Origin of the sequence: Streptomyces sp. SID12488, assembly GCF_010548275.1 — a bacterium.
Taxonomy (GTDB): domain Bacteria; phylum Actinomycetota; class Actinomycetes; order Streptomycetales; family Streptomycetaceae; genus Streptomyces.
Genome location: NZ_JAAGLT010000001.1, coordinates 309,826 through 330,014, shown reverse-complemented (window position 1 = coordinate 330,014; position 20,189 = coordinate 309,826). Strand labels below are relative to the sequence as shown.

Sequence of the window (20,189 nt, the reverse complement as noted above, 5' to 3'; positions counted from 1 at the left end):
CCGGGCACCCGGGAATGCGACGACGGCGCGGATACGTTCCCTCTGGAAAGCGCTTCTTTCTCTAGGAGATCCATGTCCGAGACGAGCTCGCCCAAGACCCCCGTCGACTTCTGGTTCGACCCGCTCTGTCCCTGGGCCTGGATGACCTCCCGGTGGGTCCTGGAGGTCGAGAAGGTCCGTGACATCGAGGTCCGCTGGCACATCATGAGCCTGGCGGTGCTCAACGAGGACAAGCTCGACGAGCTGCCCGAGGAGTACCGCGAGATGCTCGCGGTCAAGGCCTGGCAGCCGGTGAAGGTCGTGACGGCGGTCTGGCAGAAGCACGGCGCCGACGTCCTGGGCCCCTTCTACACGGCCCTCGGCACGCGCATCCACAACAAGGGCGAGGGCCCGACGCTGGAGGCTATCGCGGGCGCCCTGGCCGACGTCGGCCTGCCCGCCGACCTGATCGACTACGCCGAGCAGCAGGACTTCGAGTTCGACGCCGAGCTGCGCGCCTCCCACAAGGAGGGCATCACCAAGGTCGGCCAGGACGTCGGCACCCCGGTGATCGCGGTCCCCGGCGCCGACGGCGAGCAGATCGCCTTCTTCGGCCCGGTCGTCACCCCTGCCCCGAAGGGCGAGGAGGCCGCCAAGCTGTGGGACGGCACCCTCCTGGTCGCCTCGGTCCCCGGCTTCTACGAGATCAAGCGCTCGCGGACGGCCGGCCCGGACTTCAGCAACCTGTAGCAACGTGCGGGACCTGTAGAACCCCCAGGGCGGCCGGCCTTCCTCAGTTCTTGGCCTGGTCCTTGGTCCGGCTCTTGGGCTGGTCCTCGGCCTCCGGTTTGGGGAAGGAGCCGCCGTCCTTCTGGTTCCCCAGCCGCTGGTAGCGCAGGCAGCCGTCGCGGGCGCAGCGGTAGTAGGCGCCGAGGCGAGTGTGTTTCGGCTTCTGCCCCTCGACGTACTCCTTCTCCGTCTCGGTGAGCCTGATGAAATCCTGACGTGTGCCTGCGCAATTCATGCACCGCATGGACACCATGTGATCCCCCCGGCGTGTCGGGCACCGGGGGCCTGGTGCCCCGGCCCCACGAGAGTAGATCCGAGGCACGGCATATGGGGAGACCCCCGCGAGTCATGTCCTCGCGGGGGTCTCCCGTCATTCCGCCTGCCGTCGAGTCCGGTGAGAAGACGATCACGAGGCAGGACGCTGCACGCCAGTCGGCGCAATCGGCTCAGGGCGCCAACAGCAGTACGTTCGTACGGGACTTGGCGGCCTCGTAACGCTTCGCGACGTCCTGCCAGTTGACGACGGCCCACATCGCGTCGATGAAGTCGACCTTCTGGTTCCGGTACTGGAGATAGAAGGCGTGCTCCCAGGCGTCGAAGACCAGGATCGGGGTGGCGCCCTGGCCGGCGTTGCCCTGATGGTCGTAGACCTGCTCGACGATCAGCCGTCCACTGAGCGGTTCGTACGCGAGGACGCCCCAGCCCGAACCCTGCGTCGTGGCCGCCGCCTTCGTCAGCTGCGCCCTGAAGCCCGCGAACGAACCGAAGGACTCGGTGATCGCGTCCGCGAGTTCACCGACGCCGTCCTTGGCGAGGGGCTCGCCGCCGCCGTCGCCGGTCATGTTGTGCCAGTAGATGCTGTGCAGGATGTGGCCGGAGAGATGAAAGGCGAGGCTCTTCTCCAGGCCGTTGACCGACCCCCACGACTCCTTGTCGCGTGCCTCCGCGAGCTGCTCCAACGTGTCGTTGGCGCCCTTCACATACGCCGCGTGGTGCTTGTCGTGGTGCAGCTCGATGATCTCGGGGCTGATCACGGGCGCGAGCGCGGAGTAGTCGTACGGCAGCTCAGGGAGCGTGTAGACGGGCATGCGGGGGTCCCCTCGACCTCTTATTGCACATTACTTGCAACTACACGCTAGCAACAAAAAGACCCTCGTGTGTGTCGCACGAGGGTCTTTTCCGGGAGAAGCGGAGGGGGCGGACGGGGCAGAGGGGGGCAGGGCGGTCTACTCCGCGACCGACGTGTAGTGCGAGGCGTCCCCGGCGATCGAGTAGCTCTCCTTGCCCTCGATGCCGACCGGGATGTCACCGGCGATGGTCACCCGGTGCAGACGGCGCGGCAGGCCGTTGTAGTTGTCGACGGCGTAGTGCTGGGTGATGCGGTTGTCGAAGAGGACGAGCTGGTTCGGCGACCAGCGGTGGCGCAGGATGTTCTCCGGGCGGGTGACGTACGCCTGGAGCAGATCGAGGATCTTGCGGGACTCGGTGACCGACAGGCCGACGATCCGCTGCGCGAACCCGCCGATGAACAGCCCGCGTTCGCCGGTCAGCGGGTGGACGCGGACGACCGGGTGGGCCGTGCGGAAGGTGATGGACGTGAACTGGGCGCGCTGGGCGGCCAGTTCCTCGTCGAGCGCCTCGTCCGGCACCGCGTAGTCGTAGTCGTTGGTGTGCTCGGCCCACAGGTTGTCGGCCAACTGCCTTAGGGGCTCCGGCAGATCGCGATAGGCGGCGGCCGAGCTGGCGATCAGCGTCTCGCCGCCGTACGGCGGAACCGTGATGCTGCGCAGGGTGCTGGCCTGCGGCGGGTTGAGGACGAAGGTGACGTCCGTGTGCCAGTGGTTGGCGGCGCGGCCTCGCTCGCTGTCGACGGGCAGGACGTTCGCGGCGCCGTCGACGGACGGCACGGTCGGGTGGGCGGTGGTCAGTTCGCCGAAGTGGCGGACGAAGGCCTGCTGGCCCTCGTCGTCGAGGTTCACGTCGTCGAAGACCAGGGCCTTGTGGACGTTGAGCGCCTCGCGGAGGGCGGTGACCTGCTCCTCGTCGAGCGGCTTGGAGATGTCCACGCCGGATACGCGGGCGCCGATGTTGGCGGTGACCTTCTGGATTTCGATGCCGGACATGTGCGGGTTCCTTTCGGATCGGAGTTCGTCAGACGAGGGCGGGTGCGGGCACGGGTACGGGTGTGGTGCTGACGTACTGGTTCGCGGGGCGCGGGAGGCCGTACCTCTCGCGCAGGGTCTGGCGCGGCCCGTACTCACCGCGGAGCAGACCGCGGGCGCGCAGGATCGGGACGACGTGGTCGACGAAGGCTTCGAGACCGGACGGCAGGACCGCGGGCATGATGTTGAAGCCGTCGGCGGCACCCCGGGTGAACCAGGTCTCGATCTCGTCGGCGACCTGCTCGGGCGTACCGGCGAAGGTGAGATGCCCGCGCCCGCCACCGAGCCGCCCGATGAGCTGCCGGACGGTGAGACGCTCGCGCCGGGCCAGTTCGACGACGAGCGTGTAACGGCTCTTGGCGCCTTCGATCGCGCTCTCGGGCGGCAGATCCGCCGGTAGCTGGGCGTCCAACTCCAGTGTCCCGGCGGGCAGTTTGAGCAGGCCCTCCAGGTTGCCCACGCCGTGCGCGTACACGATGTGGTCCTCCAGGACCTGCTCGTTCGCCAGCGCCTCGGCCTCCGTGGAGCCGAGCACCGGGACGATGCCGGGCAGCACCTTGATGTGGTCGGGGTCGCGACCGCCCGCCGCCGTACGGGACTTGAGGTCGGCGTAGAAGGCCTGCGCGTCCTCGATGGTCTGCTGGGCGGTGAACACGGCCTCCGCGTACCGGGCCGCGAACGCCTTGCCGTCCTCGCTCGACCCCGCCTGCACCAGTACCGGGTAACCCTGGGGCGAACGCGGCACGTTGAGGGCGCCCTCGACGCTGAAGTACGTCCCCTGGTGCCGGGGCGGATGGACCTTCGTGTCGTCTCCCCAGACACCGGCGGCCTTGTCGGCGACGATCGCGTCGTCCTCCCAGCTGTCCCAGAGCTTGAGCGCCACATCGAGGAACTCGGCGGCCCGGGCGTACCGCTGGGCGTGGGCGGGCTCCGCGTCGAGCCCGAAGTTGCGGGCGGCCTCGGCACCGGCGGTGGTGACGATGTTCCAGCCCGCCCGGCCCCCGCTGATGATGTCGAGCGAGGCGAACTTGCGGGCCAGGTTGTAGGGGGAGTTGTAGGACGTCGAGGCGGTCGCGATCAGACCGATGTGCGTGGTCGCCGTGGCCAGGGCCGTCAGCAGGGTGAGCGGCTCCATGGCACCCGCGGGACGCTGACCCACACTGCCCCAGAGCTGCGGACTGTCGGCCAGGAACAGCGAGTCGAACGTACCCCGCTCCGCGATCCGGGCGAGCCGCACGTAATGGTCCAGCTCGACATGGGCGTACGGGTCACTCTCGGCGAGCCGCCACGAGGCCTCGTGGTGTCCGGTGGTCATGAGGAAGGCGTTGAGGTGGAGCTGGCGAGTCATGGGTGTGTCGTGTCCTTTGCTTGCGAATGCCGGTGCGGACTCTCGGTCCGAGCGGTGCTTCTCGTCGCTGGCCCGGGCATTTCCAGCCCGTCCGGCGCTTGAGGACGAGGCCCCTTCAGGGCCGAAGCGGGGGCCTGGGGGCGGCAGCCCCCAGCAGACGGTCACGCCGACCGACACTCACCGGACGTCCTCCGTCACACCCAGGGCCGCCAGCAACAACCCCCTGTACTCGCCGCGCGCAGCGGCATCGCGATCGATCGTCAGGTCGAGCCCGATCCGCCCCTCCTCCAGCACAAGCACCCGCTCGGCAAGAGCAACCGCCTCGTCCACGTCGTGCGTGACGAGGAGAACGGACGGCCGGTGCCGCTCCCACAGCTCCCTCAGCAGACCGTGCATCCTGATCCGCGTGAGCGCGTCCAACGCACCGAACGGCTCGTCGGCAAGCAGCAGTTCGGGCTCCCGGACCAACGACCGGGCCAGCGCGGCCCGCTGCGCCTCACCGCCGGACAGCTCGCTTGGCCAGGCTCGTTCCCGCCCCTTCAGGCCCACCTCCGCGAGAGCCTCCCGGCCCTTCGCGGCAGCCTCCTTGCCGTCCGTCCCCAGCAGTACGTTGTCCAGCACCCGGCGCCACGGCAGCAGCCGCGAGTCCTGGAAGACCACCGACACCCGCTCGGGCGCGGTGAGTTCACCGCTTCCCTCGACTTCGTGATCGAGGCCCGCGACCGCCCGCAGCAAGGTGCTCTTGCCGGAGCCGCTGTGCCCGAGCAGGGCCGTGAACTGCCCGGCCGGAATGTCGAGGTCGATACCGTCGAGGACCTTGCGCCCGGCGAACGACCGTGTCAGGCCCCGGAGTCGGACGGCGGACCGGGTCAGTTGCTCAGTGTGCGTCGCCATGACAGCACCCTCCGTTCGACGAGACGGACCGCGCTGTCGGACACCAGGCCGAAGAAGCCGTAGATGACCAGGCCGACGAGGATGACGTCGCTCTGGCCGTAGTTCTGGGCCTGGAACATCATGTAGCCGAGTCCGCTGGTGGCGTTGATCTGCTCCAGGACGACCAGGCCCAGCCAGGACCCGGTCACGCCGAGCCGGAGTCCCACGAAGAATCCGGGCAGCGCACCGGGCACGACGATCTGCCGGACGAACTGGAACCTCGACAGGCCCTGCACCTCGGCGAGTTCGACGAAGCGGCTGTCGATGCCGGACAGCGCGGCATGTGTGTTGAGGTAGATCGGGATGTAGACGACGATGGCGATGATCGCGATCTTGAACGTCTCGCCGATGCCCAGCCAGAGGATGAACAGCGGGATCAGACCGAGGGCCGGGATGGCCCGGTTGAGCTGGACCGTCCCGTCGATCAGCGCCTCGCCGACCCGGCTGAGACCGGCGGCCAGGGCAAGGAGGACGCCCGCGACCAGCCCGATCGTGAAGCCGGAGGCGGCCCGACGCAACGAGGTCAGGATGTCGTTCGGCAGGGTCCCGTCGGTCCACAGCCGGCCGCCTGTTTTGAGCACGGTCCAGGGCGCCGGGATCGCGGCCGGGTCGAGCTGTCCGGCTGCGGAGGCGCCGGCCCACAGGGCGATGACGAGGGCCGGGCCTACGAACGGAGCGGCGGGCAGCCGCTTCCCGGGAGAAAGCCGGCGCCGCCTGCGAACCTGGGAGCCGCTCTCCTCGGTGGCCGTGACGGACGCGACGGATGCTACGGCCTCGGTGGACGCGGTGGACGCGGTGGACGCGGTGGACGCGGTGGCCTCGGCGGCGCCGGCAGCTGCACCGGCGGCAGTTGAGGCGCTGGTGGTCACGGCGCTCACCTCCGGTACTCCGCAGCCACGGACTTCGCGGCGATGCCCTCGAAGCGGTGGTCGAAGAGCGAGCTCACGTCGAACTTCTTCACGAAGCCGCCCTCCGCGAGCAGATCGGCGGTCTCCTGCTCCCACTTGATCGCCTCGGCCCAACTCGTGGGAAACAGTGGCTTGTTGGCGAGCTTGGTGATCGCCTGCGCCTGCGGGAGCGTCAGGTTCTGCGTCTTGACGTAGAACTCCTCGTTCCAGATGTCGGGGTTCTCGTACCCCCACACCAGGCCCTTGGCCCAGTACGGGATGTACGCGGCGATCGCGGCGGCCTCCGCGGAGTCGTTCAGCACGGAGACCGGCGCCCACAGCAGGCTGAGCAGGTCGACCACGTCCGTGTCGATGCTGCGGGCACCCTTGGCGCCGTACTGCTGGAAATACGCGGGCGCCTGGCTGATGGCCAGCGGCGCGACGTCCACCTGGCCCGACTGCAGGGCGGTGAAGAACTGGTTGCTGGTCAACGGGACGAGTTTGACCTCGTCGTACGCGAGCCCGGCCTTCTGCAGCGCCCGCAGGAGTACGACGCCCTGGGCCTGTCCCTGCGAGAAGGCGAGTTTCCTGCCCTTGAAGTCCGCGACCGACCGGATGTCGCTGCCGGGCTTGGTGGCGAAGAGATAGTTCGGCTTGCGGGTGACGTTGATCGCGACGATTTTCGCGTCGTAACCCTGGAAGTGCGCCTGAATCGGCGGAATACCCGCGTTGTTGGCGAGGTCGAGGGAACTCGAGCGGAAGGCGTTGATGACATCGGGACCGGCGGAGATGTTCTCCCAGCTCGACACCTTGAAAGGCAGCTCGCCCAACTTGGCGAGCTTGAACTGGAGTTGCTGGGTGCCCGAATACGAGGAGATCTTCAGGCTCGTCCCGGCCGGGACCCTGTCGGCGAGCGGGGCGGTCGAGGCGCCCTTGCTGTCGGCGGCGGCACTGCTGTTCGCGCAGCCGCTCAGCCCGGCGACGCCGGCCGCGGCGCCGAGCAGGGAGGTGAGGAAGAGCCGTCGGTCGACACCCGGCAGGGGAGATGAAGGCATGGGAGGACTCCGTGAGTTCAGAAGGCAGGACCGCATGCGGAATTCAGGACACGGACACGACGAGGCCCGAGAGAGCGAATTCACGCAGAAGGGCAGAAGGGCAGAAGGGAGAGACGGCACAGAGAGCAGCAAGCTCGGAGAGAGAGCAGGAAGCTCAGAAAGTGCGGAAGAAATGAGCGCTTCACACGTGGCAACGTGTCAGCAACAGTGGCGACGTGTCAGCAACAGAGGGTGCGACAGCTCACGAAAGGGCTCATGAGCAAGATGTTCCAGGTCATGCGTGGTCCCTGTCAACATTCGGAGTTTCTGAATTAAATAGCCTGAGGTGAAGCGGCCAGCGGATCCCGGTACAGCACGTCGAGTGCCACCGCACCGCCCGCCACCGCGAGTACCGAGTCCGGGAAACTCGTCGGCACGACAGAGGCCGCGCGGTCGGCGCCGACCCCTTCACGCAGTGCGGCAAGGCAGTCCTCGCGGTAGATGACCCCGACCTCGGTCACGACCACCGTCTCCGGATTCAGCACGTCGAGCAGCAGCCGCGCCGCCCGCCCCACGGCACCTGCCCGCTGCACCAGCAGCCGTACGGCGACCGGGTCGCCCCCGGCTGCCGCCGTGACCACATGCATGGGATTCGTGCCCACGACGACGCCCGCCTCCCGCGCCCGCCGGCACAGCGTCCGCTCGCTCAACTCGGCCTGCAGGCAGCCCGTACGCCCGCAGTCGCAGGCCTCCGTACCGCCCGGCACCGGGAGATGGGCGATGGCGCCCGATTGGGAGCGCGGCCCGTGGTGCACCTCGTCGTTGGTCGCGAACGCCGCGTCGACCACGTTGCCGACGAACAGATGCAGCACGCTCCCGCCGTCCCGCGCCGGCCCGAACAGCCGCTCCGCGTTGACCAACGCCCGTGCGTGCCCGTCCACATGGACCGGCAGTCCGGTGCGGGCGCGGAGCACGTCCCGCACCGGCACGTCCCGCCAGCCCAGCATCTGGTGCTCGACGACGGTCCCTGACTCCCGGTCCACCCAGCCGCCCACGGCCACGCCGACACCGAGGGCCCGGCGGCCGGGGGCGCCGTCCAGCAGCGCCCGCAGCCCCTCGGCGGCCCGTGCCAGCACCCACCCCGGATCGGTGTGCTCGTGCGCCAGCTCGCGCCGGGACACCACCCGGCCGCGCAGATCCAGCAGCGCGACGGTCGTGTACGACACGGCCACATGCACGCCGGCGACCACGAACCGCGAGGGGTCGACGTCGACGGGGACGTGCGGACGCCCCACGCCGTTCGACCGCCGGGGCACGGACTCCTCGCGGATCAGGCCGAGTTCGGCGAACCGGGCGCAGTAGTCCGTCACCGACGCCGGTGACAGCCCGGTCAGCCGGGCGATGGTGCTGCGCGCCACGGGCCCGTGCTCCAGCACGGACCGCAGGACGACACTCGCGCTCGTCCTGCGCCGGTCGGAATCGGCGGCGCGAGGCACGCGGGACGAGGAGGAAGTACGGGAGGGGAGGGAGGAGGAAGCGGAAAGGGAGGGGGAGGCAAGGGTGGGTGCCGCGGCACGGGGCATGGCGATCATCCTCGGGGAACTGGTCCGACACTGCGCCGTCTCGTGAGGACTCGGGGACCCGTGAAGGCTCGGGGAGTCCTGTGGAGCGAGGCGCGCCGGAGCCGCCTCACCCGGGGCGGCGACAGGTGGCCGTGCCCACGCGTCGCAGGTCGACATAGCGACGCGACGAGAAGTACCGGGACTGGGCGACCATGCGCTCGAAGCTAGCAAAACGGGCCGACGCTGCACAGACGGCGACCGACGGGCGAGACGGCAGGCGTCCGGGCCGCGGTCGAACCAGGACCGATTCGGGGCCGGAACCGGGCCGAACTCGGGCCGGGCACCGTCCAGGCCAGGCCCCGGGGATGCGCAGGCCTGCGGTCGGATTGGCGGAACCCTACAGAGCGCGCCCGCCGCACCTCGGTAGCCCACACCACCTCACCTCAGTGACCGGCGTCACGCCGTACCGGGTGTAATGCCCATCGTTTGTCCGGAGTCCACCAAGCCGCCGTCGCCCCCTTTGTCGGGCGCTGACGGTGATCGGCTCGAGGTCGCTGGGATAGCGTCACGAAGTCCCTGCCGCCCACATCTCCGCGGAGTCCCCATGGCAACCGCCGCCGTCGCCCCCGCCCGCCCCGGCCAGGTCCTCGCCGACCTGCTCCCCGCCTCCCGCGTCCGGGACGCCGCGCTCGTGCTCGGCGGCGCCGGACTCGTCGGGATCGCCGCCCAGATCGCCGTCCCCGTGCCCGGCTCGCCGGTACCGGTGACCGGGCAGACCTTCGCAGCGCTCCTCGTCGGCACCGCGCTCGGCGCCGGCCGCGGCCTCGCCGCCCTCGTCGTCTACGCCCTGGCCGGACTGGCTGGCGTGCCGTGGTTCGCGGAGGGCGGCTCGGGCACGTCGGTGTCCTTCGGTTACATCCTCGGCATGCTGCTCGCGTCCGCCGCCGTGGGCGCGCTGGCCCGCCGAGGCGCCGACCGCTCGATGCTGCGCATGGCGGGCACGATGCTGGTCGGCGAGGCGATCATCTACGCGATCGGCGTCCCGTACCTCGCCCTGGCGGCCGGCATGAGCGCGAGCGCGGCGATCGCCGCCGGCCTCACACCGTTCCTGTTCGGCGACGCCCTGAAGGCGGCCCTGGCGATGGGCGTACTGCCGACGGCCTGGAGGTTCCTCAACCGCTGAACTCCGCAACCGCTGAACTCAGCACGGACGTCGACGAGATCCGGGATGCCGCGCACGGCACCCCGGATCTTCTGCGTCCTGCTCTTCCGCGTTCTTACCCGACTTCCAGGCTTCCTGACCTCCCGGATTCCTGACTCAGCCCTGCGGCTGCCGGGGCCGCCGCTGCGACCACCACATGCCCGCGGCCCCGGCGGACAGCAGCGCCGCACCGACACCGCCGAGCGGGAGCAGGTCGCGCGCCGGGCCGGTCCTCGGCAGTTCGTCGCCGCCGGGTGCCACCGGCTTGTTGTCGGTGCCGAGCAGCAGCGGGGTGGCCGGGGCGTTCGGTGACGGGTTGTTCGTACCGAACGGGACCGGGCCCTGCTGCCAGAACGTCTTCGAACCGTCGGCGGTCTGGACGGGCAGACAGATCTTGCCGGCCTTGCCCAGATCGAACGTCGCGTCGACGTCGTACGACTTCGACTTACCGGCGGCGAGATTACCGACGGCACAGCTGAAACCGCTGTTCGAACCCTCCGGGAGGTCCCCTTCGGCAATCTCTGAACAGCCCTGAACGTTCTTGACCGTCAGGCCGTCGAATCCGACGACCAAAAGCCTGATGTCGCCGCTGTCCTTGCTCCCGTCGTTCTTTACCGTGGCGGTAATCGCCGTTTCTTTCGAACTGTTGTCGACCGAGATACTCTCGGGCAACTGGGTGGTCAACTTGACGCCTGTCGGCGCCGCGTCAACGGCCTTTCCTCCCTTGCTGCTTCCGGGCCCCTGGTCATCCGCGCTGGCGGTGAAGGAAAGGATCATCACGGCCGAAAAAGATGCCGTGAGCAGCGATCCCGCGATGGCCGTCGTGCGACCAGAACTCATGTTCGTCCCCCTTGGATCCCCCTGGACTGCGCCTGAATTCGCAGTCCATGAAGAGGTACCACAAGATTTCCCGCCACTATGCTGGTACGGCACGAAGTGTGACCATTGTGGTTCTGGTGGGGCATGCGTTGAGGGGGGTGCAGAGGATTGCCGGGGAATATGGGTGGCGGTGCTCCAGGTCTGCTGGTGACGGGCCGATATCGGCTGGTCGAAAGTATCGGACAGGGGGGAATGGGGCGGGTGTGGCGGGCCGCCGACGAAATGCTCGACCGGCCGGTGGCCGTCAAGGAAATGCGGATTGACGGACTCGACGCGGAGGACACCCGCACCCGCCGCGAACGCACACTCCGCGAGGCCAGGGCGACGGCCAGGATCGACCACCCGAACGTCGTGCGCGTGTACGACGTCGTGGACGAGGGTGAACGGCTGTGGATCGTCATGGAGTTGGTCGCCGGCCGCTCCCTCGAGCAACTTCTCGTCCAGGACGGCCCGTTGGGTCCGGCCGACACGGCCCGCCTCGGCCTCGGGCTGGTCTCCGCGCTGCGCCAGGTGCACGCGGGGGGCGTACTGCACCGCGACATCAAACCGGGCAACGTCCTCGTGGAACGACGCGACGGACGGGTCGTCCTCACCGACTTCGGCATCGCCGCCATCCAGGACGCGAAGGCCCTCACGATGGTCGGCATGCTCGTCGGCTCCCCCGACTACATGGCACCGGAGCGCGTCTCGGGCCGGCATCAGGGCCCGCCGTCCGACGTGTGGTCCCTCGGCGCGACCCTCTGTGCGGCGCTGGGAGGCCGCTCGCCTTTCTCCCGCGAAACGACCCTGGCGACTCTGCACGCGGTCCTGTACGAGGACCCCGAACTCCCGGCCGCAGCGGGCCCGTTGCACGACATCCTGACCGCCCTCCTGGAGAAGGAACCGTCGGCCCGGCCCGCACTGGAGGACGTGGAACGGGTCCTGCGGCCGGTGGCGTTCCCGGAGCCGGCCCCCGAAGAGGGAGAGGGAAGGGACGAGGACAGGGAGCCGTCGACCCCCGGGGCGCCGGAGACACCGGACACGCGGCCGGAGACGACGCCCCCGACTCCCGTACCGGCGCACGCGGACGCACCGACGCCCGCCTACCTGGACGCGTCACTGGTACAGGCCGCACGCCGGCCACACGAGCAGCCATCGGACGAACCGGAGCGGGAACAGCGCCAACACTGGGAGCAACAGGAGCAACAGGAGCAACAGGAGCAACAGGAGCAACAGGAGCCCGAGCCCCCACCGCCGACGGACGCGGTGCCCTCCGCCCGCACGACAGTCACCCCGGTCCTGGGAACCCCGTCCCCCGAGGCGCCCAACGCCTCCACCGAAGTCCCCTCCGAGATACGGTCCGAGGTCGGTTCGGCGGGCCCCGGCGGAACGCGCCGGGCCGGGATCTCACTGATCCGGACACAGGGTGACGCACACGCGCGGGCACACGCGCAGGCGGTGACGGAGCGGCGGCCGGGCCCGAGGCATGCGGCCGGCCTCCCGACGGCGCCACGGACTGGGGTACCACCGGGAGCGCCACCCGGTGAACTCCCGGGCCCCGCGGTCCCGTCCGACCCGAGTCGGGGCAACGCCCCACGCCACGGCCGCCGTCGTACGGTCATGGCGGTCGCGGGTGTGGTCACCGCGGGGGCGCTGGTCGGGACGATCCTGGCGGTGACGGCGGGATCACCCGACGACAAGAACACGGCGAAGCCCGGTTCATCGCGGCAAGCCGGGACCTCGACCCCGCCGTCCACCACGACCCCTGTCTCCACCCCCACCCCCACCCCCGACTCCCCCCAGCCCACGGTCGAGGGCACCTCGCGCCCGCGCAGCCTGCCGCCGGGGGCGCACGAGGAGGGGGGCGGATACGCGTGGGCGACGCCCAAGGGCTGGCGCCGGGACGTGAAGACGGGCGCCGAGGTGCACTACACGTCTCCCGACGGGAGGCAGGAACTCCTCGCCAAGTCCTCCCTCGCACGCGGCGAGTTGCTGGGGACCTGGGAGGAGTCGGAGCGCAACGCCCGCCAGGGCCAGGACTACACGAAGATCAGCCTCGCGGAGACGACGTTCCAGGATCACCCGGCGGTCGTCTGGGAGTACACCTTCACCCTGGACGGCACCCACTGGCACGCCAGGCTGCTCGGCTTCGACGTGGAGGGGAAGTCGTACCAGATCAGCACCTGGTACCACCAGGAGATCGAGGAGCAGGCGGTGCGGACCTACGAACGGGTCAGGGAGTCGTTCACGGTGCTGTGAACAACTCCCCGACCACTCAAGCCAACTGAGGCAACCGAGCCAACCGAGATCAGCCGACCTTGACGACCTCGTTGACGTCGTCGCCGTCATCGACGGTGCCCGGGCTCCGAGGGCCGCTGACGACCGCCGATCCGCGCCCGGTCTTCTGCCGGACGACGGCGATGGCGAGCACAACGGCCGCCACCAGCAGCGACAGCAGCACGGTCTCGCGCCCGTCGTGCTCGGTGTCGGTGAGCATGTAGCCGAGGACGAACACGATGAGGGCGGCGGTCGCCCAGGTCAGATACGGGTACAGCCACATCCGTACGACGAGCTTCTCCGGTGACTCGCGCTCGATGATCTTCCGCATGCGCAGCTGCGAGAAGCAGATGACCAGCCAGACGAACAGGGCGACGGCGCCGGAGGAGTTGACGAGGAAGAGGAAGACCGAGTCGGGGAACTTGTAGTTGAAGAAGACGGCGACGAAGCCGAAGACGACCGACGCGATGATCGCCGCGAGCGGCACACCACGGGGGGTGGTCCGCGCGAAGGCCTTGGGCGCGTCACCGCGCTGCCCGAGCGAGAAGGCCATGCGGGAGGCCGTGTAGAGCCCGGAGTTGAGGCAGGACAGCACCGAGGTCAGCACGATGAAGTTCATGATCTGACCGGCGTGCGCGATACCGAGGGAGTCGAGGGCGGCGACGTACGAGCCCTTCTCCTTGATCGAGGGGTCGTTCCACGGCAGCAGGGTGACGACGACGAAGATCGACCCGAGATAGAAGACGCCGACCCGCCAGATGATGCTGTTGGTGGACTTGGTGACGGCCCGCTGCGGGTCCTCGGACTCCCCGGCGGCCAGCGTGGCGATCTCACTGCCCATGAAGGAGAAGACGACGAGCAGTACGCCGGTGAGGATGGCGCCGGGCCCGTTGGGCAGGAACCCGCCGGAGTCGGTGAGATTGGAGAGCCCGGCCTTGTCACTGTCGACCCCGGGAAGCACGCCGAACACGGCAAGCCCACCAATGATCACGAAAGCACTGATGGCGACGACCTTGATACCGGCGAACCAGAACTCGAACTCGCCGTAGGAACCGACCGAGACGAGGTTGGTCGCGGTCAGCACCATCATCACGATGAGCGCCCAGGCCCACTGAGGTACGGCGGGAACCCACCCTTCGAGAATGGTGGCACCGGCGGTCGCCTCCACGGCGAGCACGACGACCCAGAAGAACCAGTACAGCCAGCCGATGGAGAACCCGGCCCAGCGCCCGAGCGCCCGGTCGGCGTGCGCGGAGAACGAACCGGAGGTCGGATTGGCGGCGGACATCTCGCCGAGCATCCGCATCACCAGCACGACGAGCGTGCCGACGAGCGCGTACGAGAGAAGGATGCCCGGCCCGGCGGTACGGATACCGGAGCTGGACCCGACGAAGAGTCCGGCGCCGATGACACCGCCGATGGCGATCATCGACAGATGTCGGTTCTTCAGCCCGGCCTGAAGACCGGAGGACGAGGGAGAGTCCGGGGGAGAAGGCGGGGAGGAGCTCGGCTGCGAGGTCATGGGGGAATTCCTTTGCGCCGGGTGAACGGGGAAGCGCGCCGGTAGGGACGGCGTAAACGGTCGGTCCAGTGAATCGGAGGCAAAGGGATTCTTGAACCTTTGAATCCGGATCGTTACTTGAGGTTTTCTTGAGGTTTCGTAGTGTTGCCACAGCTTTTCGCGATCAGCCCCCGGCGCTGCTTCCCGGAAACAGACATGTCACACTCGGAACATGCGCGTGTATCTCGGCTCCGACCATGCGGGCTTCGAACTCAAGAACCACCTCGTCGAGTGGCTCAGGGAGGCCGGCCACGACCCCGTGGACTGCGGCCCCCACATCTACGACGCCCTCGACGACTACCCGCCCTTCTGCCTCCGCGCCGCGGAGCGCACGGCGGCGGACCCGGACGGCCTCGGCATCGTCATCGGCGGCTCGGGCAACGGCGAGCAGATCGCGGCGAACAAGGTGAAGGGCGTGCGCGCGGCGCTGGCCTGGAGCGAGGAGACCGCGTCGCTGGGCCGCCAGCACAACAACGCCAACGTGGTCGCGGTGGGCGCCCGCATGCACACGCAGGACGAGGCGACGAAGTTCGTGGAGACCTTCCTGGCGACCCCGTTCTCGGGCGACGAGCGTCACCAACGGCGCATCGACATGCTCACCGCCTACGAGACGACAGGCGACCTGCCGCCGATCCCGCCGCACCACCCCCAGCAGTAGGGCGGCGGCACCCTCCAGCCCGTCCGGCGATTGAGGACGAGCGCGTTCAGCGCGAAAGGGGGGGCTGGGGGCGCAGCCCCCAGGAACAGGATGGGACGGGTAGGGGCGGCGGGGGCGAAAACCCCTACCGCAACCCCGACCCACCCGCGAACAAAGAAGGAGCACCGTGCCTGAGGGGCACACGATCCACCGGCTCGCCCAGGACTACGGCGCCGCGTTCCTGGACACCGCACCCCATGTCACCAGCCCCCAGGGCAAGTTCTCCGACGCAGCCGCCCTCCTCGACCGCGCGGAACTGACCCACACCGACGCCCACGGCAAGCACCTCTTCCTCCGCTTCCGCGAAGCCGACTGGGTCCACATCCACCTCGGCCTCTTCGGCAAGGTCAACTTCGGCGACGCCCCCGCCCCGCCCCCCACGGACACGGTCCGCCTCCGGCTCGCGAACAGCACCTCGTACGTGGACCTCCGGGGCCCCACCACCTGCGCCCTCATCACGGACCCCGAGAAGCAGGCGATACACGATCGGCTGGGCCCCGACCCCCTCCGCCCGGACGCCGACCACCAGACCGCCTACGCCCGCGTCAGCCGCAGTCGTACGACGATCGCCGCCCTCCTCATGGACCAGAAGGTCATCGCGGGCGTGGGAAACGTCTACCGCGCCGAGGTCCTCTTCCGGCACGGCATCGACCCGTACCGCCCTGGCAGGGACATCACACCCACCGAGTGGGACGCGCTCTGGAGCGACCTGGTCGCCCTCATGCGCGAGGGCGTACGCAACAACCGCATCGACACCGTCCGCCCGGAACACACCCCGGAGGCGATGGGCCGCGCGCCGCGCGTCGACGACCACGGCGGCGAGGTCTACGTCTACCGCAGGGCCAACCTGCCCTGCCATCTCTGTGGCGGCGAGATCCGCACCGCCGACCTCGCCGCCCGCAACCTCTTCTGGTGCCCCACCTGCCAACGCGACTGAGAAAGCACAACCAGACGCCCTGGCCCGGGATTTCAGAACCCGTGGGACAGCCAGGGCTCCACCACCGACCCGAACGCCACCGAGGCCTCGGCCAGCGCACCATGCCGAAGCTCACGCACCCGCCCGGCGGCCCCCAGCCCGGCCAACGGCACGCCGCCCAGATAGGCGGCCCCCAACTCCCGTACGGACAGCGCGAGATCAGCCGCGTCCTCCGTACGCCGGCACACCGCGCCCTTGGCATCGCCCGTCAGTCGCCACCGCCCGGAGTTCCACGGACAGAACGCGTCCTCGACGTCGAACACGACATCCACCGGCGCCTGATACGTCCGCGCCTCCAACGCGGCCCCCACGTCGACCAGTCGTACGTACAGCGCGTCCCGCCTGCGCAGCCCGCACCGCCGGATGTCCGACACCATGTGATGCCACGGCTCCTCGACCGGCCGCCCGCGCGCGACGATCTTCGACGTCAGGTCGATGTCGAACAGGAACCGCCACAACGCCCCCTGCGAAGCGGCGTCGAGGGCCTCCACATCCTCGACGACAACCGAGCTGTTGGACCCGGCGAGATCCCAGTCGGGCTTGACCCGGAACCGGGCGAACCCCACAACATCAGTGCCCCGCTCGGCGACAACGCACTGCAACGGCGACGCCCCGCCCCGCTCGCTCTCCGGATCGAGCACCATGACGCGCTCCCAGCCGGGCATCCGGGCCAGCATCCCGGGCCGCTCCGGCACCCGCCGCGCGTACACCGCCTCACAGACGTCGAGGGCCTCGGCCGGTACGGCATACCGCAGCCGTACTTCATCGGCACCGGCCGGCGCCTCCAGCCGTACCCGCGTCGTGTCGATCTCGAAGGCCAGCGAGTGGGTGGCGGCCCCGTACCCGAACCGCCCGTAGATGGCGGGCTCGGAGGCCGTGAGCACGGCCAGCGGCTCGCCCCAGCTCCGTACGTCGTCCAGCTGCCGTCGCATCATCGACGTGAGCACCCCGCGCCTGCGGTGCGTGCCGGCGACGCCGACCATCGTGACGCCCGCCGCCTGCACAGAGGCACCACCCGGTACGGTTACCTGGAATGTGAAGGCACCCGCACTGCCCACACACGCGTCACCGTCCCAGACGCCCACGAAACGGTCGTACTCGGTGAGTGATTTCCACAACTCCCGCTCCTCGGCGGACTCCGGCATTCCGCCGAAGGCACGGAGCAGGTTGTCGTACCACTGATCCCAGTCGTCGGGCCGGAGCACCCGCAGGTCGGTCGTGGCGGGGGTACTGGAGGTCGTCATGGAGCATGACTACCAGGGCAATGCGGGACGAGCGAGGGAATTTCTCCCTCGGGGCCTCGGACCGGCCCTCGGTGGGTTTCACTGTGAAGTCGAAGCTCGGACGGGGGACAAGTGGGACCTCCCGTGCCAAGCGGCTGGTCCGATGGATAGGGTCCCGAACTAATGGCAGCAGGACGAGAGCGGCGCGCGGAGGCCGAGACGTTCACGGCCCGGTTGAAGAAGCAACTTCACCGGGTCCGCACCGGCCTGCGCAGATCCGCCGTGGACTACTTCCGGGGCGACGGTTCGGACTGGATCGCGCTCGCCGGCCTGCTCATCATGATCCCGATCATCGCGGCCACGACCCTCGCCAACTCGGTGTGGTGCTCACCGGCCGCGCTCGTCCTCCCGATCGTCGCGGGCGGCCTCCTGCTGCGCCCGGCCAGCCTGCTCGGCCTGTATGCGGCGGCGGCGACGGCACTGATCGTGGAGTCGGTGAAGCTCGGCCCGTACACGGAGGGCCCGTCCAGGGTCACCCCGGGCGTGGTCCTGGTCGTGGCGGCCTGCGGTTTCTTCGGCCTGCTGATCGCACAGTTCCGCAGCCGCGTAGGAGTCCCCTGGCGCCGCGGCGGCACGATGCTGTTCGACCTGCGTGAACGCATCCGCGTCCAGAGCAAGTTGCCGCAACTGCCCCAGGGCTGGCACCGGGAGATGGCTCTGCGCCCGGCGGGCGGCCAGTCGTTCTCGGGCGACTTCGTGGTGGCGGCCCGCACGAACGGGGGCCGCACGATGGAGGTCGTCCTGACGGACGTCTCGGGCAAGGGCATGGACGCGGGTTCCCGGGCCCTGCTCCTCTCGGGCGCCTTCGGAGGCCTGCTGGGCTCACTGCCGCCCCACGCCTTCCTCCCGGCGGCGAACGGCTACCTCCTCCGCCAGGACTGGGACGAGGGCTTCGCGACCTCGATCCACCTGGTCCTGGACCTGGACTCGGGCGACTACGAAATCTTCTCGGCCGGCCACCCACCGGGCCTCCAGCTCAGCGCGGGCACGGGCCGTTGGGAGGAAAAGGCGGCGGAGGGACCGCTGTTGGGTGTGTACGACGGAGCCCAGTTCGACCCCGTGAAGGGATCGCTGCGCCCCGGGGACGTCCTGATGCTCTTCACGGACGGTCTGGTCGAGACGTCGGAGCGGGACATCGTCGAGGGCATCGACCGTCTGACGGGCGAGGCCGACCGCTATGTGGCCGGCGGCTTCCACGGCGCGGCCTGGCACCTCATCGAGGCGGTCGCCAAGGACGTGAACGACGACCGGGCCCTCCTTCTGGTCTGCCGAGAGGGCCCCACGGCCCAGGCAACGATCTGAACGACCATCGAAGCCCACCGACCGGCCGAGCCCCACACTGACCGGATGACCAAGAATCCTCCAGCCCCCCGAACGCCCCTGACCCTGGCCGAAGTAGAGGCCGCGGCCCGGGCCGCACACGCCACGCAGACGGACAAGGCGGGCCGCCCCTACGCGGAGCACCTCCAGGCCGTCGCGGAGGGCGTACGCGCGCGTGGAGGCGATGAGGAGCAGGTCGCGGCGGCCTGGCTGCACGACGCCGTGGAGGACGACGCGCTGTCCGAACACTGGCTGGAAGAAGCCGCGTTGTCCCGTCGTACGAAGGACATCGTGCTGGCCGTCACCAAGCGCGCGGGGGAGGCCCCCGAGGCGTACGCCCGGCGCATCCTCGACACCCCGGGCGCGCTCCTGGTCAAGGAGGCGGACCTGGCGCACAACGCGGACCCGGCCCGCCAGGCGGCGCTGGACGCCCCCACCCGGACCCGCCTGACCGAGAAGTACGCCAAAATGCGCGCACTTCTGGGCCTTTAGAACCGTAAATGTCGCCCTAAGTACTCACAAAGAACACATTTCCGTGCTCTGGGTTTCTCTGTGCGGATAAATCGATCCCGTGGGGCCGATGATGCGTCACCGGCCGCATACGGCGGCCTCGTTGGTGGCACGATGGATCTGGCGGGGGTGCGAGGGAACGCGTCCCTGGGCCGGTAGAGCGGACCGACCAAAGGGTGTGATCAGTGTGGCCATTTCGTTGTCAGTGGTGCTGATGTTGGGAATCATCCTGGTGGTGCTGATTCGTGGAGGCACGATCAAGGCGGGCCCGGCGATCGTCGCCGTCCTCTTCGGCTTCTTCCTCGCCTCGACCGGCATGGCGGACGACATCCAACGCTTCATGAACTCGATAGCCGAAACGCTCAACGAGATCCAGTTCTGACCTCAGTGGCACACCACGCAGACCACAGGGTCCGGCCGCCGTGGGAAAACGCAACCGGCCCGGTTCCGAGGAACCGGGCCGGCGGCGAGAGAGAGCGGGCGACGGGAATCGAACCCGCGTAGCTAGTTTGGAAGACTAGGGCTCTACCATTGAGCTACGCCCGCACATGCGCGCCGCAGGTCAACATGACCGCGGCACAGAAAGCATCGTAGCGGTTCCGGGCCCCTCGACGCACACCCTGTTTCCGCTCCTGGCTGCCACTGCTGAAATGCGGCAACGATGTCGCCTGCGGGCATGTACCCTACGTGTCGCACCAGACGGGGTGTGGCGCAGCTTGGTAGCGCGTCCGCTTTGGGAGCGGAAGGCCGTGGGTTCAAATCCCGCCACCCCGACCATCGTGCCGGACCACCGGCAGGATCAGCTTCTGCAT

General features: G+C 69.2%; 19 protein-coding genes and 2 tRNA genes. 9 read left to right on the top strand and 12 right to left on the bottom strand.

What is annotated here, in order from left to right; all coding sequences use genetic code 11:
* Positions 1-72: 72 nt before the first annotated feature.
* Positions 73-729, top strand: a complete 657-nt coding sequence (locus G3I56_RS01435; protein ID WP_164406652.1) for a DsbA family protein — start codon at positions 73-75, stop codon at positions 727-729.
* Positions 730-772: 43 nt separating this feature from the next.
* Here the strand turns inward: G3I56_RS01435 and G3I56_RS01430 are convergent, their stop codons facing one another.
* From G3I56_RS01430 to G3I56_RS01395, 8 genes are all read right to left on the bottom strand, one after another.
* Positions 773-1,003 (bottom strand): hypothetical protein, encoded by a 231-nt coding sequence (locus tag G3I56_RS01430; protein WP_239134626.1) that lies wholly within the window; start codon positions 1,001-1,003, stop codon positions 773-775.
* A gap of 211 nt (positions 1,004-1,214) precedes the next feature.
* Positions 1,215-1,856 (bottom strand): superoxide dismutase, encoded by a 642-nt coding sequence (locus G3I56_RS01425; RefSeq protein WP_164406650.1) that lies wholly within the window; start codon positions 1,854-1,856, stop codon positions 1,215-1,217.
* Positions 1,857-1,994: 138 nt separating this feature from the next.
* The gene (locus G3I56_RS01420; RefSeq protein ID WP_164406648.1) at positions 1,995-2,891 is read right to left on the bottom strand and encodes a TauD/TfdA family dioxygenase; all 897 of its coding nucleotides are present in this window, start codon (positions 2,889-2,891) and stop codon (positions 1,995-1,997) included.
* 28 nt (positions 2,892-2,919) lie between these two features.
* A complete protein-coding gene (locus tag G3I56_RS01415; RefSeq protein WP_164406646.1) occupies positions 2,920-4,278 on the bottom strand; it encodes an LLM class flavin-dependent oxidoreductase in 1,359 nt (452 codons plus the stop codon).
* 177 nt (positions 4,279-4,455) lie between these two features.
* Positions 4,456-5,172: an ABC transporter ATP-binding protein gene (locus G3I56_RS01410; protein WP_164406644.1), complete on the bottom strand. Its 717-nt coding sequence runs from the start codon at positions 5,170-5,172 to the stop codon at positions 4,456-4,458.
* Positions 5,148-6,080 (bottom strand): ABC transporter permease, encoded by a 933-nt coding sequence (locus G3I56_RS01405; protein WP_164406642.1) that lies wholly within the window; start codon positions 6,078-6,080, stop codon positions 5,148-5,150. The genes G3I56_RS01410 and G3I56_RS01405 overlap by 25 nt, the downstream gene beginning before the upstream one ends.
* A gap of 5 nt (positions 6,081-6,085) precedes the next feature.
* Positions 6,086-7,153: an ABC transporter substrate-binding protein gene (locus G3I56_RS01400; RefSeq protein WP_164406640.1), complete on the bottom strand. Its 1,068-nt coding sequence runs from the start codon at positions 7,151-7,153 to the stop codon at positions 6,086-6,088.
* A 311-nt stretch (positions 7,154-7,464) separates the two neighbouring features.
* Positions 7,465-8,715, bottom strand: a complete 1,251-nt coding sequence (locus G3I56_RS01395) for an ROK family protein (RefSeq protein ID WP_164406639.1) — start codon at positions 8,713-8,715, stop codon at positions 7,465-7,467.
* A 583-nt stretch (positions 8,716-9,298) separates the two neighbouring features.
* On the opposite strand from G3I56_RS01395, the gene G3I56_RS01390 reads away from it, so the two are divergent.
* Complete coding sequence (locus G3I56_RS01390; RefSeq protein WP_164406638.1) at positions 9,299-9,877, top strand: biotin transporter BioY; 579 nt, start codon at positions 9,299-9,301, stop codon at positions 9,875-9,877.
* A gap of 135 nt (positions 9,878-10,012) precedes the next feature.
* On the opposite strand, the gene G3I56_RS01385 is transcribed toward G3I56_RS01390, so the two are convergent.
* Positions 10,013-10,735 (bottom strand): hypothetical protein, encoded by a 723-nt coding sequence (locus G3I56_RS01385; RefSeq protein ID WP_164406637.1) that lies wholly within the window; start codon positions 10,733-10,735, stop codon positions 10,013-10,015.
* Positions 10,736-10,921: 186 nt separating this feature from the next.
* On the opposite strand from G3I56_RS01385, the gene G3I56_RS01380 reads away from it, so the two are divergent.
* The gene (locus tag G3I56_RS01380; protein ID WP_343239830.1) at positions 10,922-13,012 is read left to right on the top strand and encodes a protein kinase; all 2,091 of its coding nucleotides are present in this window, start codon (positions 10,922-10,924) and stop codon (positions 13,010-13,012) included.
* 49 nt (positions 13,013-13,061) lie between these two features.
* Here G3I56_RS01380 and G3I56_RS01375 read toward each other — a convergent pair whose 3' ends face one another.
* Positions 13,062-14,552 (bottom strand): amino acid permease, encoded by a 1,491-nt coding sequence (locus G3I56_RS01375; RefSeq protein WP_164406635.1) that lies wholly within the window; start codon positions 14,550-14,552, stop codon positions 13,062-13,064.
* Positions 14,553-14,763: 211 nt separating this feature from the next.
* Between G3I56_RS01375 and G3I56_RS01370 the strand changes: the two genes are divergently transcribed.
* The gene (locus G3I56_RS01370; RefSeq protein WP_164406634.1) at positions 14,764-15,249 is read left to right on the top strand and encodes a ribose-5-phosphate isomerase; all 486 of its coding nucleotides are present in this window, start codon (positions 14,764-14,766) and stop codon (positions 15,247-15,249) included.
* Positions 15,250-15,415: 166 nt separating this feature from the next.
* The gene (locus G3I56_RS01365) at positions 15,416-16,225 is read left to right on the top strand and encodes a DNA-formamidopyrimidine glycosylase family protein (protein ID WP_164406633.1); all 810 of its coding nucleotides are present in this window, start codon (positions 15,416-15,418) and stop codon (positions 16,223-16,225) included.
* Between the two features lie 32 nt (positions 16,226-16,257).
* Here the strand turns inward: G3I56_RS01365 and G3I56_RS01360 are convergent, their stop codons facing one another.
* Positions 16,258-17,508, bottom strand: a complete 1,251-nt coding sequence (locus G3I56_RS01360; protein ID WP_164406632.1) for a GNAT family N-acetyltransferase — start codon at positions 17,506-17,508, stop codon at positions 16,258-16,260.
* Positions 17,509-17,670: 162 nt separating this feature from the next.
* Here G3I56_RS01360 and G3I56_RS01355 point away from each other — a divergent pair, with 162 nt between their 5' ends.
* The 3 genes from G3I56_RS01355 (at position 17,671) to G3I56_RS01345 (ending at position 19,759) form a co-directional block, all read left to right on the top strand.
* Positions 17,671-18,849 (top strand): PP2C family protein-serine/threonine phosphatase, encoded by a 1,179-nt coding sequence (locus G3I56_RS01355; protein WP_164406630.1) that lies wholly within the window; start codon positions 17,671-17,673, stop codon positions 18,847-18,849.
* A 45-nt stretch (positions 18,850-18,894) separates the two neighbouring features.
* Positions 18,895-19,359 carry an HD domain-containing protein gene (locus G3I56_RS01350; RefSeq protein WP_164406628.1) on the top strand — a complete coding sequence of 155 codons (465 nt, stop codon included), beginning with the start codon at positions 18,895-18,897 and terminating at the stop codon, positions 19,357-19,359.
* Between the two features lie 205 nt (positions 19,360-19,564).
* Positions 19,565-19,759, top strand: coding sequence for a hypothetical protein (locus G3I56_RS01345; protein ID WP_164406626.1), 195 nt, complete (start codon positions 19,565-19,567; stop codon positions 19,757-19,759).
* Positions 19,760-19,852: 93 nt separating this feature from the next.
* On the opposite strand, the gene G3I56_RS01340 is transcribed toward G3I56_RS01345, so the two are convergent.
* Positions 19,853-19,923 (bottom strand) — tRNA-Gly (locus G3I56_RS01340).
* Between the two features lie 154 nt (positions 19,924-20,077).
* Between G3I56_RS01340 and G3I56_RS01335 the strand changes: the two genes are divergently transcribed.
* Positions 20,078-20,154: transfer RNA gene (locus tag G3I56_RS01335), tRNA-Pro, on the top strand.
* The last annotated feature ends 35 nt before the right edge of the window (positions 20,155-20,189 follow it).

Excerpts from the sequence above, each read along its gene's own strand:
- G3I56_RS01435 (WP_164406652.1), top strand. The coding sequence starts at position 73 with ATGTCCGAGACGAGCTCGCCCAAGACCCCCGTCGACTTCTGGTTCGAC.
- G3I56_RS01430 (WP_239134626.1), bottom strand. The coding sequence starts at position 1,003 with ATGAATTGCGCAGGCACACGTCAGGATTTCATCAGGCTCACCGAGACG.
- G3I56_RS01425 (WP_164406650.1), bottom strand. The coding sequence starts at position 1,856 with ATGCCCGTCTACACGCTCCCTGAGCTGCCGTACGACTACTCCGCGCTC.
- G3I56_RS01420 (WP_164406648.1), bottom strand. The coding sequence starts at position 2,891 with ATGTCCGGCATCGAAATCCAGAAGGTCACCGCCAACATCGGCGCCCGC.
- G3I56_RS01415 (WP_164406646.1), bottom strand. The coding sequence starts at position 4,278 with ATGACTCGCCAGCTCCACCTCAACGCCTTCCTCATGACCACCGGACAC.
- G3I56_RS01410 (WP_164406644.1), bottom strand. The coding sequence starts at position 5,172 with ATGGCGACGCACACTGAGCAACTGACCCGGTCCGCCGTCCGACTCCGG.
- G3I56_RS01400 (WP_164406640.1), bottom strand. The coding sequence starts at position 7,153 with ATGCCTTCATCTCCCCTGCCGGGTGTCGACCGACGGCTCTTCCTCACC.
- G3I56_RS01395 (WP_164406639.1), bottom strand. The coding sequence starts at position 8,715 with ATGCCCCGTGCCGCGGCACCCACCCTTGCCTCCCCCTCCCTTTCCGCT.
- G3I56_RS01390 (WP_164406638.1), top strand. The coding sequence starts at position 9,299 with ATGGCAACCGCCGCCGTCGCCCCCGCCCGCCCCGGCCAGGTCCTCGCC.
- G3I56_RS01385 (WP_164406637.1), bottom strand. The coding sequence starts at position 10,735 with ATGAGTTCTGGTCGCACGACGGCCATCGCGGGATCGCTGCTCACGGCA.
- G3I56_RS01375 (WP_164406635.1), bottom strand. The coding sequence starts at position 14,552 with ATGACCTCGCAGCCGAGCTCCTCCCCGCCTTCTCCCCCGGACTCTCCC.
- G3I56_RS01370 (WP_164406634.1), top strand. The coding sequence starts at position 14,764 with ATGCGCGTGTATCTCGGCTCCGACCATGCGGGCTTCGAACTCAAGAAC.
- G3I56_RS01360 (WP_164406632.1), bottom strand. The coding sequence starts at position 17,508 with ATGACGACCTCCAGTACCCCCGCCACGACCGACCTGCGGGTGCTCCGG.
- G3I56_RS01355 (WP_164406630.1), top strand. The coding sequence starts at position 17,671 with ATGGCAGCAGGACGAGAGCGGCGCGCGGAGGCCGAGACGTTCACGGCC.
- G3I56_RS01350 (WP_164406628.1), top strand. The coding sequence starts at position 18,895 with ATGACCAAGAATCCTCCAGCCCCCCGAACGCCCCTGACCCTGGCCGAA.